The sequence below is a fragment of the Streptomyces aurantiaciflavus genome, assembly GCF_049808595.1.
Classification (GTDB): domain Bacteria; phylum Actinomycetota; class Actinomycetes; order Streptomycetales; family Streptomycetaceae; genus Streptomyces.
On the sequence record NZ_JBNCAQ010000047.1, the window covers coordinates 15,839 to 29,169 of the forward strand.

Annotated in this window: 12 protein-coding genes; 8 read left to right on the forward strand and 4 right to left on the reverse strand. The window is 73.1% G+C overall.

What is annotated here, in order from left to right; genetic code table 11:
- Window positions 1-84: 84 nt before the first annotated feature.
- From ACPT94_RS37600 to ACPT94_RS37630, 7 genes are all read left to right on the forward strand, one after another.
- A complete protein-coding gene (locus ACPT94_RS37600; RefSeq protein WP_360342732.1) occupies window positions 85-480 on the forward strand; it encodes a nuclear transport factor 2 family protein in 396 nt (131 codons plus the stop codon).
- Between the two features lie 110 nt (window positions 481-590).
- Window positions 591-1,334: a beta-phosphoglucomutase family hydrolase gene (locus ACPT94_RS37605; protein ID WP_360342735.1), complete on the forward strand. Its 744-nt coding sequence runs from the start codon at window positions 591-593 to the stop codon at window positions 1,332-1,334.
- Window positions 1,331-3,673, forward strand: a complete 2,343-nt coding sequence (locus ACPT94_RS37610; protein WP_425247877.1) for a glycoside hydrolase family 65 protein — start codon at window positions 1,331-1,333, stop codon at window positions 3,671-3,673. Before ACPT94_RS37605 ends, ACPT94_RS37610 begins: the two co-directional genes overlap by 4 nt.
- Window positions 3,674-3,812: 139 nt before the next feature.
- Entirely contained in the window at window positions 3,813-5,309 is a 1,497-nt protein-coding gene (locus tag ACPT94_RS37615; protein WP_360342741.1) for a hypothetical protein, read from the forward strand.
- Complete coding sequence (locus ACPT94_RS37620) at window positions 5,306-6,247, forward strand: lysylphosphatidylglycerol synthase domain-containing protein (protein WP_360342744.1); 942 nt, start codon at window positions 5,306-5,308, stop codon at window positions 6,245-6,247. Before ACPT94_RS37615 ends, ACPT94_RS37620 begins: the two co-directional genes overlap by 4 nt.
- 74 nt (window positions 6,248-6,321) lie before the next feature.
- Entirely contained in the window at window positions 6,322-7,176 is an 855-nt protein-coding gene (gene prcB / locus ACPT94_RS37625; protein WP_360342747.1) for a proteasome subunit beta, read from the forward strand.
- A gap of 118 nt (window positions 7,177-7,294) precedes the next feature.
- The gene (locus ACPT94_RS37630; RefSeq protein ID WP_425247878.1) at window positions 7,295-7,999 is read left to right on the forward strand and encodes a Clp protease N-terminal domain-containing protein; all 705 of its coding nucleotides are present in this window, start codon (window positions 7,295-7,297) and stop codon (window positions 7,997-7,999) included.
- A gap of 12 nt (window positions 8,000-8,011) precedes the next feature.
- Here the strand turns inward: ACPT94_RS37630 and ACPT94_RS37635 are convergent, their stop codons facing one another.
- On the reverse strand, window positions 8,012-8,971 hold the full coding sequence (locus tag ACPT94_RS37635) for a hypothetical protein (RefSeq protein ID WP_360342753.1): 960 nt from the start codon (window positions 8,969-8,971) through the stop codon (window positions 8,012-8,014).
- A gap of 12 nt (window positions 8,972-8,983) precedes the next feature.
- Window positions 8,984-10,453: an APC family permease gene (locus tag ACPT94_RS37640; protein ID WP_360342756.1), complete on the reverse strand. Its 1,470-nt coding sequence runs from the start codon at window positions 10,451-10,453 to the stop codon at window positions 8,984-8,986.
- A gap of 339 nt (window positions 10,454-10,792) precedes the next feature.
- Here ACPT94_RS37640 and ACPT94_RS37645 point away from each other — a divergent pair, with 339 nt between their 5' ends.
- The gene (locus ACPT94_RS37645) at window positions 10,793-11,266 is read left to right on the forward strand and encodes a DUF5709 domain-containing protein (RefSeq protein WP_360342759.1); all 474 of its coding nucleotides are present in this window, start codon (window positions 10,793-10,795) and stop codon (window positions 11,264-11,266) included.
- Window positions 11,267-11,349: 83 nt separating this feature from the next.
- Here ACPT94_RS37645 and sthA read toward each other — a convergent pair whose 3' ends face one another.
- Both sthA and ACPT94_RS37655 read right to left on the reverse strand, forming a co-directional pair.
- Window positions 11,350-12,753, reverse strand: coding sequence for a Si-specific NAD(P)(+) transhydrogenase (gene sthA, locus ACPT94_RS37650; RefSeq protein WP_360342762.1), 1,404 nt, complete (start codon window positions 12,751-12,753; stop codon window positions 11,350-11,352).
- A gap of 66 nt (window positions 12,754-12,819) precedes the next feature.
- On the reverse strand, window positions 12,820-13,026 hold the full coding sequence (locus tag ACPT94_RS37655; RefSeq protein ID WP_360342765.1) for a hypothetical protein: 207 nt from the start codon (window positions 13,024-13,026) through the stop codon (window positions 12,820-12,822).
- Window positions 13,027-13,331: the final 305 nt, after the last annotated feature.

Below are 13,331 nucleotides of genomic sequence, written 5' to 3' on the forward strand. Positions count from 1 at the left end.
CAGAGTGTCGCAGGCTGGAAGGGGACCCGAGACCGGGAGAGCGGAGAGACGACCGGACCGGGAGAGCCGGGAGAGGAGGCGGACATGTCCGAGGACGAGAGGCGGATCCGCGCCCTGATCACGCGCTGGGCGGACGCCGTGCACCGCGGCGATCTCGACGCCGTGCTCGCCGACCACGCCGAGGACCTCCTCCTGTACTACGTGACGCCGCCCCACGACGGCCTGCGGGGCCTGGGCCCCTACCGGGCGGTCTGGCCGCCGTTCTTCGCGTGGCAGGCGCAGGGCGCGCTGTTCGAGATCGACACCCTCGACGTCACCGCGGGCCCCGAGGTCGCCTACGCGCACGCGTTGTTGCGCGTCGGCACACCGGAGGAGCTGGCCGAGCGGCCCGCGCTCCGGCTGCGGCTGACGTTCGGCCTGCGAAAACAGCGGGGCCGGTGGGTCATCGCGCACGAGCACCACTCGTTCCCGCACGACTGACCGCCCGTTCCGCGCGGCCGACCCCTCGTGCCCCCCTGACCGACCATGTGGTGCGTCGGTGTGGCGCGCGCCACTCGGTGGGCAGCCCGGTGCGGGGGAACGGGACCTGTATGACGACGACGCTCGGTCTTCCGGACACCATCCAGGCCTGCCTCTTCGACCTCGACGGGGTCGTCACCCGGACGGCCGTGGTGCACGCGGCCGCCTGGAAGGAGACGTTCGACGCGTTCCTGCGCGAGCGCGACGGCGAGCACTTCCGGCCGTTCGACACCGCGGACGACTACGACGAGTACGTCGACGGACGCCCGCGCGCCGACGGCGTCCGCACCTTCCTCGCCTCCCGCGACATCCGTCTGCCCGAGGGCCGGCCCGACGACCCACCGGACGCGCAGACCGTCCACGGCCTCGGCAACCGCAAGAACGAGCTGCTGCTGCGGAAGATCCGCACCGACGGCGTCGAGGCCTACGAGGGCACCCTGCGCTATCTGAAGGCCGTCCGCGCGCGGGGCCTGCGCACGGCGATCGTCTCCTCCAGCGCCAACACCCGTGACGTGCTGCGCTCCATCGACGCCGAGGACCTCTTCGAGGTGCGGATCGACGGCGTGGTCGCCGTCGAGCGGGGGCTGCCGGGCAAGCCCCACCCGGACACCTTCCTCGCCGCCGCCCGCGACCTCGGCGTCGAGCCGTCCCGGGCCGCCGTGTTCGAGGACGCGCTGGCCGGGATGGACGCGGGCCGCGCCGGGCACTTCGGGTACGTCGTGGGCGTTGACCGGGTGGGGCAGACCGACGCCCTGTACGCGCACGGCGCGGACGTCGTCGTGAAGGACCTGGCGGAACTGGGGGGAAACGAGTGATCACCGACCGGTCCTACGCCGTCGAGCCCTGGTACGTCCGCGAGACCCGTCTCGACCTCGACGTCCTCGCCCAGAGCGAGTCGGTGTTCGCCCTGTCCAACGGGCACGTCGGCTGGCGCGGCAACCTCGACGAGGGCGAACCCCACGGCCTGCCCGGCTCCTACCTCAACGGCGTCCACGAACTGCACCCCCTGCCCTACGCCGAGGCGGGCTACGGCTATCCGGAGTCCGGCCAGACCGTCATCAACGTCACCAACGGCAAGATCCTCCGGCTGCTCGTCGACGACGAGCCCTTCGATCTGCGCTACGGACGGCTGGAGTCCCATGAACGCGTCCTGGACCTGCGCCGGGGCGTGCTGGAGCGCACCTGCGAGTGGACCTCACCGGCCGGCTCGACGGTCCGGGTCCGCTCGACCCGGCTGGTCTCCCTCACCCAGCGCGCCGTCGCCGCCGTCGCCTACGAGGTCGAGGCCGTCGGCAGCCGCTCCCGGGTGGTCATCCAGTCGGAGCTGGTCGCCAACGAGAGCCTCCCCGAGCCGAACGGCGACCCGCGTGCGGCCCGGGCGCTGAAGTCGCCGCTGGAGCCGGAGGAGGACGTGGCCGTCGGCAACCGCCTGCGGCTGGTGCACCGTACGAAGCGCAGCGGCCTGCGCGTCGCCGTGGCCGCCGACCACACCGTCACCGGCCCCGAGCGGACCACCACCGCCAGCGAGAGCAACACGGACGTGGCCCGGCTGACCGTCACCTCCGTGCTGGAGCCCGGCGAGACGCTGCGCGTGGAGAAACTCGTCGCGCACGGCTGGTCCGGCGCCCGCTCCCGGCCCGCGATGAGCGACCAGGTGGAGGCGGCCCTCGCGGCGGCCGGACACAGCGGCTGGCAGGGCCTCCTCGACGACCAGCGGGCCTACCTCGACGACTTCTGGGCCCGCGCGGACGTGGAGGTCGACGGCGACGAGGAGATCCAGCAGGCCGTCCGCTTCGCCCTCTTCCACGTCCTCCAGGCCGGCGCCCGCGCCGAACAACGCGCCATTCCCGCCAAGGGGCTGACCGGCTCCGGGTACGACGGCCATGCCTTCTGGGACACCGAGACCTTCGTCCTGCCCCTGCTCACCTACACCGCCCCCGAGGCCGTCTCCGAAGCCCTGCGCTGGCGGCGGAACACCCTGGACGCCGCCCGTGAGCGCGCCGCCCAACTCGGCCTGGGCGGCGCCGCGTTCCCCTGGCGCACCATCGAGGGCTCGGAGGGCTCCGCCTACTGGCCGGCCGGCACCGCCGCCTTCCACGTCAACGCCGACATAGCCGACGCCGTCGTCCGCTACGTCGCGGCGACCGGCGACACCGACTTCGAACGGGACACCGGCGTCGAACTGCTCGTGGAGACCGCCCGCCTGTGGCGCTCCCTCGGCCACCACGACGCGCACGGCACCTTCCACATCGACGGCGTCACCGGCCCCGACGAGTACAGCGCCGTCGCCGACGACAACACGTACACCAACCTGATGGCCCGGGCGAACCTCCTCGCCGCCGCCGACGTCGCCGAACGCCATCCGAAGGAGGCCGCCGCGCTCGGCGTCGACGAGGAGGAGAGCGCGGCCTGGCGGGACGCCGCCGCGGCCGTGCACATCCCCTACAACGACGAACTCGGCGTCCACGAACAGCACGCGGGCTTCACCCGCTACCAGCGCTGGGACTTCGCCGGCACCCGCCCCGACCAGTACCCCCTGCTGCTGCACTTCCCCTACTTCGACCTCTACCGCAAGCAGGTCGTCAAGCAGGCGGACCTGGTCCTGGCGATGTACACCTGCGGCGGCTTCTTCGACGAGGAGCAGATCGCCCGCAACTTCGCCTACTACGAGCCGCTGACCGTCCGCGACTCCTCCCTGTCGGCGTGCTGCCAGGCCGTCGTCGCCGCCCAGGCCGGCCATCTGGGCCTGGCCTACGACTACACGGCCGAGGCCGCTCTGATGGACCTGGCGGACCTGGAGCACAACACCCGCGACGGGTTGCACATCGCCTCCCTCGCCGGTACCTGGATGGCGCTGGTGGCAGGGTTCGGCGGGCTGCGCCGCGACGGCGACAGCCTGCGCTTCGCACCCCGTCTGCCGGAGAGGTTCAGCCGCCTCGCGTTCTCCCTCCAACTCCTCGGCCGCCGGCTGCGCGTGGAGGTCGGCCCCGACAAGGCCACCTACACGCTGCTGTCCGGCCCGCCGCTGACGATCAGCCACCACGGCGCCCCGGTGTCCCTCAACGGCGACGGCCCGGCCGTGCGCCCGGTCCCGCCGGCTCCGAGGCGCCCGTCACCCGAGCAGCCCCCGCACCGCCGCCCGGGCGCCCGCTGATCGCCTGACCTGTCGGACACTTGGCCGATCTCCACCCTGCGTTCCCGCTCGAAGCGGGTTACTTTTGCCGTGTTCTCCAGGTTTGCCTGGTTTTCATAATTTTCCAGGCTTTTTCCCGGTTTCGCGGTGAGGGGTGGAGATGGCCCACGGCACGAACGCCCTGCTCGTCGGGGCGCGACGAGGCACGTCGGCGACCGTGCCCGGCCTGTCCTGGCCGAGACGCGGCGAATGGCTCCTCGCCGCCGTGGCCGTCGCCTTCACCGTGGCCCAACTCGTCCTCGTCCGCCCCGGCCTCGGCCTCGGCTGGGACGAGACCGTCTACGTCAGCCAGTCGAGCGCCCAGGCGCCGCCGGCCTTCTTCAGCGCGCCGCGCGCCCGGGGCGTCTCCCTGCTCGTGGCGCCGATCACCTCCTGGTCGACCTCCACCGAACTGCTCCGCGTCTACCTCGCCCTCCTGTCCGGCCTCGGCCTCTACCTGGCGCTGCGCGTCTGGCGCGGCTTCTTCCCGGCCCGTGTCCTGGCCGCCGCCGGCGCCCTCTTCGCCTCCCTGTGGGTGACGCTCTTCTACGGCCCGGCGGCCATGCCCAACTACTGGGTCGCGCTCGGTGCTCTGGCCTGCGTCGGCTGCTGCCTGCGGGCCTGCGCCCGTCACCGGGACCGGGCCGCGCTGTGGGGCGTCGCGGCGGGCGCCGCGCTGATGGCGTGGATGCGGCCCACCGACGCCGTGTGGATCAGCCTGCCGCTGCTGGTACGGGCGGCGGCGGGCCGGTGGACGCGCCCCGCGCTCGTCCTGCTGGCGGGGCTCGCGACGGGCATCGGGCAGTGGGTGATCGAGGCCCACCTCGCGCACGGCGGTCTCGCCCGGCGGCTGTCCGAGGGATCCCGCATCCAGGGCGGACTCGGCTGGAACATCGCCGTCGACGACCAGCTGCGCAGCCTGATCGGACGGACCCTGTGCCGCCCGTGCACCGGATCGCTGCCGCACCCGGCCGTCATGGCCTGGTGGTTCGTCCTCCCGCTGCTCGCCGCCGTCGGCCTGGCGGTCGCGGTCCGCGCCCGGCGCACCGCGCCCACCGCGCTCCTGCTCGCCTGCGCCACGACGGCCGCCGTGCCGTACCTGTTCCTGATCGGCTACGCGGCACCCCGCTTCCTGCTCCCCGCGTACGCCCTGCTCGCGATCCCGGTCGCCGACGCCCTGTTCCATCTGGTCACCTCGCCGCGCGGCCGATGGCGCCCGGCCGCACTCGTGGTGCTCGCGCTGGGACTGGCGGGACACCTGGCGGTGCAGTACGCCGTCCTGGACCGCACGGTGGACCGCACCACCGCCGACCGCCGCGACTGGGCCCGCACCGCCGCGCAACTGCACCGCCTGGGCGTACGCCCGCCCTGTCTGCTCACCGGAGCGAACGCCGTCCCCCTCGCCTTCTACACCGGCTGCTCCTCGGCCAACCCGGGCGGCCACGACGCCAACACCACCGTGGCGGGCATCCTGAGCACCGCCCGCCGCATCCCGACCGCCGCGCTCTCCCGGCCGGGCAGCCCGCCGCCCTCGTACGCCCGCGCCTGGAAGACCCACCCCTCCGCGGGTCTGGACCTGCACATCGCGCCCCCACCCCGCGTGAACGGACCGGGATGACGCCCGAGCAGGTGACCGTCGCGGTGACGCGAAGGGGTGCCTACTGGCAGACCGCCCTCACGCTCGGCGTCCTCGTGGCCGCCGGCCTCCTGGCTCGTCGTCACTGGCCCGTGCTGGAGTCGGGTGCCCTCCGGCTCGCGGTCGCCGACCAGGGCTGGCTGCTCGCCGGCGCGGTCGCGGCGTGCGGGACCTGGCTGTGCGCGGCCCTCGCCCAGCAGGGTGCCGTGTCGCGGCCGCTGCCCGCGGGCCGGCTCGTGGCCGCGCAGTTCGCCGCCTCCGCCGCCAACCACTTCCTGCCCGCCGGGCTCGGCGCGGGCGCCGTCATCCTGCGTTTCCTCATGCGCTGCGGACTGCCGGCGGGGCGCGCGGCGACCGCCGTCGCGGTCAAGGCCACGGCCGGCGGGGTGGCGCGCGCCGCCCTGATCGCCGTACTCGCCGCCGCCTGTCCGGGGATCTTGCGGATCCCGCCCGACTGGGGCGGCGGGGCGGTCGTCGCCGTCGCGGTGATGGGAGTGTGCGGCCTGGTGGCCGGCCGGCTGTGGCCGCGATGCCGACGGGCCCTGACCGGCGCGGTCGCCGACGTCAGGGCCGTCCACGCCCGGCCACGGCGGGCGGCCGCCCTGTGGGGCGGGTCGGCGGCGTGCGCCGGGCTGCACGCGTGCGTGGTGATCGCCGTGAGCCGGGCCGTCGCGCTGCCCCTGCCCCCGGCCCGGGTGGCCCTGCTCTACCTCGCCGCGAGCAGCGCGGCCGCCCTGCTGCCCACACCGGGCGGCCTCGGCTCCCTCGACGCGGCGCTGGCCCTCGCCCTGGCCGCCGCCGGGGCGCCGGCCGCCACGGCCGCCTCCGCCGTGCTCGGCTACCGCCTCCTGACGATGTGGCTGCCGCTGCTGCCGGGCCTGCTGGTGCTGGGGATCCTCGTCCGCCGCAAGGCGCTGTGACCCGAACCCGCGTTTCCCGCCCGTCGGCAACTGGTAGGAGTCCGGTGCCGGACCGGGAGACGAGGGGGAGTGCCATGACGTGGAACGAGAACGGCGGGCGGCTGGCGGAGGAGTTCTTCACCCCGGGCACCTCGTCCTTCACCGAGTTCCTGGCGGTACACCGCCCGGAGCTGCTCAGCACGCGCCGGATCCTCCCCGACGGCGTACGGGCCGCGCCCGAGCAGGTGCCGCACGGCACCACCGTCCTCGCCCTCGCCTACCGAGACGGCGTACTGATCGCCGGCGACCGCAGGGCCACCATGGGCAACCTCATCGCCCAGCGCGACCTGGAGAAGGTGCACCCCGCCGACGACCACACGGCCGTCGCCTTCGCCGGCACCGTCGGACTCGCCCTGGACATGGTGAAGCTCTACCAGGTCGAGCTGGCGCACTTCGAGAAGATCGAGGGCACCCCGATGACCCTCAACGCGAAGGCGCGCCGACTGGCCGGCCTGATCCGCCAGAACCTCGGCCAGGCCATGCAGGGCCTCGCCGTCGTCCCCCTCCTCACCGGATACGACGCCTCCGCCCCCGAGGGCGACCGCGGCCGCATCTTCAGCTTCGACGTCGCCGGCGGCCTGTACGAGAAACGGGACTTCCACGCCGAGGGCTCCGGATCCCCGTACGCCCGGGGCGCGTTGAAGAAGCTGTTCCGCAGGGGCATGGACCGGCGCGAGGCCGCACTCGCCGCCCTCCAGGCGCTGTGGGACGCGGCGGACGACGACTCCGCGACCGGCGGCCCGGACATCAACCGCCGTATCTTCCCCATCGTCTCGGTCATCACCGAGGACGGCTTCGAGCGGCTGCCCGAGGCGGAGACGGAGGAACTGAGCCGCGAGATGACCGAGCAGCGCCGCAGCCGGCCCGACGGACCGAACGCGGCGCCGTGACACGGGACTCCGGGCACGGAAACCTCCCGGGCGGGACGGCGGGGCTCGCCGGGCCGGCCGACGACTGAAGAGGCAAGTACGCCTTGACAATTCCCAACTGTCAAGGCGTACTTGCCTCATGGCCCTACCCGATCTGGACGAACTCATCGCAGAAGTCGACCGCACCTGCGCCACCGCCCACCGGCCCGGCGGGCAGGAACAGCCCGACTGGCTCGCCCTGTTGACCACCGCCGCCGGTCTCGCGGGCCAACTCCAGTCCCTGGCAGACGACTTGGTGGAGGACTACGTCGAGCACTGCCGGATGCACGGCTGCTCGTGGACCGACATCGGCGCGGCGCTCGGCGTCACCCGGCAGGCGGTCCAGCAGCGGTTCCACGCCCCCCACAAGCGCTACGGCCCGGAGACCATGTCCGACGCCCTCCGTGCGGCGATGGCCCACGTGAAGCAGGCCGCCGTCGCCCACCGCAACAACTACATCGGCACCGAGCACCTGCTGTGGGGCCTGACCGTGGAGGAGAACAGCGCGACCCGCCTCCTGGAGTCCGCGGGCGTCTCACCGCGGGACGTCCACCGCGGCGTGGGCGAGCGGCTCACCCTCGGCGCCTCCCAGGCCGCCGAGCGCATCGCGTGGACGCCCTACTCCCGCAAGGCGATCGCCCTGGCGGAAGCCCGCAGCGAGCAGAACGGCTCCGCCGTCATCGACTGCGACGACCTGCTCCTCGGCCTGGCCCAGGTCGGCCGCGGGGTCGCGGCGACCGTCCTGACGGAGGCGGGTTTCGCCCCGGCCGCCGATGTGCCGGCCGCAGCGCCGCCCCAGCCGTGAACATCCTCGTGGTCAGGCCTGCAGGCCCCACTCCTTCCGCCACCGCGTGATCTGCTGCGCCGGGTCCCCGGTGTACGACCACGGCGTCCGTGTGGCCCGCTGCCCCAGCATCCGCAGCAGGGGGCCCGCCATGTCGGCCGCGCCCGCCGAACAGGCCGCGTGCGCCAGGTAGTTGAGGTCGCGCAGCTCTCCGGGAGCGATCTCGGTCTCCGGGCGGTCCATGATCCAGCGTTCCCAGGTGCGGCGGAGGTCGCCGAGGGCGCCGTCGTGGGTCCAGTGCCGGCCCAGGCCCACCGTCGTGGAGTGGCCCTGCGCCGCTTCGAGGCCGTAGCGGTACTCCTCGACCCGCGCGTACTGCACCAGCACCGGCAGCGCGCAGCCCGGCGGGGCCACGCCGGCGGCGTCGCGGGCGAAGTCGTACATCAGGCCGTGCGTGCCGTGCCAGCGGGCCGAGTAGTAGTGCAGCACCTGGAGGTGGCCCTCCATGCTGTACGGGTCCCGCTGGTGCAACTCGTCCCACCAGCGGGCCAGTTCCTGCCGGCGCACGCCCGACGGATACAGCCGCGCCACCGAGATCAGCGAGACCCACGGCGTCGGGTCCTCGGGATACGCGTCGGCCGCCGCCAGGCAGGCCAGCACCGCGGTGTCGATGCGGTGCTGGTCGATCGGCACGCCCCGGCCCGCGGTGATGGCCAGGTTGAACGCGCGGGCGGTCTCCGTGGCGGCCCGCAGCGCCAGCGCGTCGGCGCTGTGCGGCTCGGCCGCCAGCCACGACTCCACCGTCGAACTGCCCGCGCAGCCCTGCGCGAGCAGCCGGACCCGGTGCCCGCGGGCGAGCCAGTCGGGGCCGGTGTCCCGCAGCAGGGCCCGCAGGCCCTGCCAGCGGCCGATGACGATGTCCTGCCGGGCGGAGGAGAGGGGCTCGTCCCCGCAGTCGGGGTCGAAGTCGGGGGCGAAACGGTCTCGCGCCAAGGGAGGTCCCCTCTAGAAGTCGGTGGGGAGACCCTCGTGGGCGGGGGAGTGGACGGGTGCGTGGCCCTCGGGCACGGAGTCGGCCTCGACCGTCCGCGAGGCGTCCAGCCGGGCCGGACGGTAGTAGTCGCTGCCCTGCCGCCAGTACCAGAGCATCGGCACCAGTCCCACCCCGAGCCCGCCGAGGCCGATCGCGATCGCCGTGGAGCTCAGCTCGCCGAGCGACTCGACGAAGATCCAGAACATGAACAGCGCGCCGCACAGCGGCCACAGCCCGCCGAAGAGGAAGTCGGACGGCGACCTCAGCAGCCTCTTGCGGTAGGCGACGACGACGGCGAGACCCGCGAGACCGTAGTAGACGGCGATCTGCAGCCCGATCGCCGAGATCGCGTCGGAGAGGATCTCGCCCACCGAGCCCAGCGCGTTGGACGCGACGAACATCCCCAGCGCCACCGCGCCGACCACGGCGATGGCGACCCACGGCGTGTTCCAGGTGCGGTGCACCCGGCCCAGCGCGGACGGCATCGTCCGGTCGCGGCCCATCGCGAACAGGGAGCGCGTGACCTGGATGAGGGTGGTCTCCAGGGTGGCGACGGTGGACAGCAGCACGGCGACGATCAGCAGCTTGCCGCCCCAGCCCGGCCACACCTCCTCGCCGAGCACCGCCAGCACGTTCGCGCCGTTCTCCTCGATCTGCCGGGAGCTCAGGATGACGTTCACCGCGATGGTGAACACCTCGAAGAGCAGGAAGACGATGCCGACCCCGATCAGGCCCGCGAGGCCGGTCGTACGGCGGCTGTCGCGGGTCTCCTCGCTGAGGTTGCTGGTGACGTCCCAGCCCCAGTAGTAGAACGCGGCGACCAGCGCGCCCGCCGCGAAGCCGGACACCCCGTCGAACTGGCCGAACCCGAGCCAGGACCAGTCGAACACCCGGGCGTGGCCCGTGTGGAGGAAGGCCAGCACCGCGAACAGCGCCAGGATCCCCAGCTCCACGCCCGACATGACGAGCTGCGCCCGCACCGTGAGCCGGGCGCCGCCGAGCACCACGCCGAGCATCAGCAGGAACCAGCCGGCGCCCACGAGGGTCGACAACGCCGTGTTGTCGGCGAGGCCGTCGTCGAACAGGGCGAGCGTCATCGACCCGGCGGGCAGCGACCCCGCCACCATGAAGATCGTCGCCGACATCACCAGCGCCCAGCCGCTGACGAAACCCAGGAAGGGGTGCAGCGTGCGCCCCACCCAGGAGTAGCTGGCGCCCGCGTTGACGTCGATCCGGCTCAGATAGCTGAACGCCAGCGCGATGCCCAGCATCGGTATCGCGCAGTACAGCAGGGCCGCCGGGCCGGCCAGGCCCACCGCGCCGGCGAGGACCGCCGTGGTGGCGGCGATCGAGTACGCGGGGGCGCTGCCCGCGACCGCCATCACCACCGTGTCGAACGTGCCGAGGACATTCGCCTGCAGCCCTCTGCTGTTGTTGCTCATCGTCGCGCTGCTTTCCGTCGTGCACACCGGCGGAACGAGGACGGCCCGACGGCGTAGGAGGGGGGTGGAGGTGGTGCTCCGCCGCGCCGCCGCAGGGATGACCTCGGGGCGTGGACGGGGAAAGCCGCGGTGGATGCCGCCCACCATGCGTTGGGGGACGGTCACACCGAGTGTGCGAGTGATGATAGCCCCAGCGGTTGAGCTTTCAAGATTGACGGGTGGGTAATCTCCGCGGCGGCCCATGCGGCGGGCATGTGCCGAGGTTGGGGCGCGTGTCGTGGGGATACCCGGACGGGCGACCCGACAACGCAGCGAACCCAGCAGCCCAGGGAGGCATCCATGGGTACGGAGCCCGAGACCATGGGCGACGACGCCTACCAGCCCACCGGCACCAACGAGGAGCAGGAGGACGCCGCTCCCCTCGACCTGCAGGACGCGCTCGACGAACGCACCTACGACGACACCCTGGACGAGGGTTACTCCCCGCCGGAGAAGCCGCTGGGCGTCACCAAGTACGGCACCACCGCGGCCGAACAGCACGACGGCGAGACCCTCGACCAGCGCCTCGCCCAGGAGGTGCCGGACGACACCGAGGCCGTCGGCGACGAGATCGGCGACCTTCCCGGCGGCGAGGGCGAGCCGGTCGACCCCGAGGCCGGCGAGGACCGTGCGGGCCGCCTGGTCGCCCCCGACGAGGGCGCGCACCCCGACACCACCAAGGAGGAGATCGCCGAGGACGTCGGCGTCGACGCGGGCGCCGCGGGCGCGGAGGAGGCCGCCGTCCATGTCGTCGACGAGGACGACCTGCCGTGAGAACCGGCCCGGTCGGGACCGGCTCAGGCCACCGAGCCGGTCCCCTTCCGGCCCCCGATCGGGCCCCCGAACCCAGTCCCCGTTCAGTCCCCGATCCGGTCCAACTGCCGTAGCCGGTTGGTGGCGTCGAGGGCGGCGACCTTGTAGGACTCGGCGAGAGTGGGGTAGTTGAAGACCGCGTCGACGAGGTAGTCGACGGTGCCGCCGAGGCCCATCACGGACTGGCCGATGTGGATCAGCTCGGTCGCGCCGCTGCCGAAGCAGTGCACGCCCAGCAGGGTGCGGTCCTCGGGCGAGACGAGCAGCTTCAGCATGCCGTGCGCGTCGCCGATGATCTGGCCGCGGGCCAGCTCCCGGTAGCGGGCGACGCCGACCTCGAACGGCACACGGTCCTCGGTGAGCTGGTCCTCGGTCCGGCCGACGAAGCTGATCTCCGGGATGGTGTAGATGCCGATCGGCTGGAGCCGGTGCATCCGCCCGACGGGCTCGCCACAGGCGTGGTAGGCGGCGGCGCGGCCCTGCTCCATCGCGGTCGCGGCCAGCGCCGGGTAACCGATGACGTCGCCGACCGCGTAGATGTGCGGCACCTGCGTGCGGTAGTGCTCGTCCACCGCGATCCGCCCGCGCGCGTCCGCCGCCAGCCCGGCCCTGTCCAGGTCGAGCTCGTCGGTCAGGCCCTGCCGGCCCGCCGAGTACATCACCACGTCCGCGGGGATCTTCTTGCCGCTCTCCAATACGGTCAGCGCGCCCCGCGGATGGCGCTCGACGGCGGCCACCGTCTCCCCGAAGCGGAAGGTCACCGCCAGGTCCCGCAGGTGGTACTTCAGCGACTCGATGACCTCGACGTCGCACATGTCGAGCATCCCGGCCCGCTTCTCCACCACCGTCACCTTGCTGCCCAGGGCGGCGAACATCGACGCGTACTCCATGCCGATCACCCCGGCGCCCACGATCACCATGGACCGCGGGACCCGCTCGATCGTCAGGACGTTGTCGGAGTCGAGGATGGTACGTCCGTCGAACTCCACGCTGCCGGGCCGCGCGGGCCGGGTGCCGGTGGCGATCACTATGTGTTCGGCGCTCAGCAGCCGCTCCTGGCCGCCGGCCGTGCGCAGGGCGACGGTGTGATCGTCGACGAACCGGCCGGTGCCGGTGAACTGGGCGACGTGGTTGCGGGACAACTGGCTGCGGATGACGTCGACTTCACGCCCGACCACGTGCTGCGTGCGTGCGGTCAGGTCGGCGACGGTGATGTCCTCCTTCAGACGGTAGCTCTGCCCGTAGAGGTCGCGCTGGGTGAGGCCGGTGAGGTAGAGCACCGCCTCGCGCAGGGTTTTGGAGGGGATGGTGCCGGTGTGGAGGGAGACCCCGCCGAGCATGTCGGGGCGGTCGACGACGGCGACGCGGCGGCCGAGCTTGGCCGCGGCGATGGCGGCCTTCTGACCGCCCGGACCGGATCCGAGGACGAGCATGTCGAAGTCGGGCACCCTCCGGAGTCTGACAGCCCGGGGGCTCCCTTCGAAAGGGCGGACCGGCGCCGGCCCGTCACACGGTCAGGGCAGCAGCTTCTCGATCGCGTTCGGGCCCTCCTCGTCGAGCTTGCGCCGAGCCCACGCGAGGTTGCGCGGGGTGAGGTCCCTGCCTGCGGCCAGGACCATGTCCTCGGGCGACACCTCGGTGCCGGTGCGGGTGTGGAGCAGGTTGTCCGGGGTGACGCGGTCGGGGGACGGCCGGGAGGCGTCGGGCTGTGAGGTCGACATGGTCTCTGCTCCTCGGTCCGGAGGGCTGCTTCGGACCCGGTGCTCTCATCGGGTCCACTAACACCATTCAACGCGAGAGCGCAGCCTGCATCCCGAGGCGGACGCTCCCTCGCGGCAGGAGTACCGCCCGGAGCCGGAACATAACCCCTGATGCGTGAGCGGCCCGGGATGCCGGACCCCGCGCAGGGGCGGCCAAGGGGCCGTATCGGTGCCTCCTCAGCCACTACGGCCCACCTGAACCACTTCCGTCCCAGGAGGGCCCTGGACGTCCCGAAGCGGCACCCGGACCGCCCCCGAGACCGGCC

What these genes read in the sequence shown, in the direction of transcription:
- ACPT94_RS37645 (WP_360342759.1), top strand. Translation starts at nt 10,793, where the DNA reads ATGGGTACGGAGCCCGAGACCATGGGCGACGACGCCTACCAGCCCACC.
- ACPT94_RS37600 (WP_360342732.1), top strand. Translation starts at nt 85, where the DNA reads ATGTCCGAGGACGAGAGGCGGATCCGCGCCCTGATCACGCGCTGGGCG.
- prcB (WP_360342747.1), top strand. Translation starts at nt 6,322, where the DNA reads ATGACGTGGAACGAGAACGGCGGGCGGCTGGCGGAGGAGTTCTTCACC.
- ACPT94_RS37630 (WP_425247878.1), top strand. Translation starts at nt 7,295, where the DNA reads ATGGCCCTACCCGATCTGGACGAACTCATCGCAGAAGTCGACCGCACC.
- ACPT94_RS37620 (WP_360342744.1), top strand. Translation starts at nt 5,306, where the DNA reads ATGACGCCCGAGCAGGTGACCGTCGCGGTGACGCGAAGGGGTGCCTAC.
- ACPT94_RS37655 (WP_360342765.1), bottom strand. Translation starts at nt 13,026, where the DNA reads ATGTCGACCTCACAGCCCGACGCCTCCCGGCCGTCCCCCGACCGCGTC.
- ACPT94_RS37605 (WP_360342735.1), top strand. Translation starts at nt 591, where the DNA reads ATGACGACGACGCTCGGTCTTCCGGACACCATCCAGGCCTGCCTCTTC.
- ACPT94_RS37640 (WP_360342756.1), bottom strand. Translation starts at nt 10,453, where the DNA reads ATGAGCAACAACAGCAGAGGGCTGCAGGCGAATGTCCTCGGCACGTTC.
- ACPT94_RS37615 (WP_360342741.1), top strand. Translation starts at nt 3,813, where the DNA reads ATGGCCCACGGCACGAACGCCCTGCTCGTCGGGGCGCGACGAGGCACG.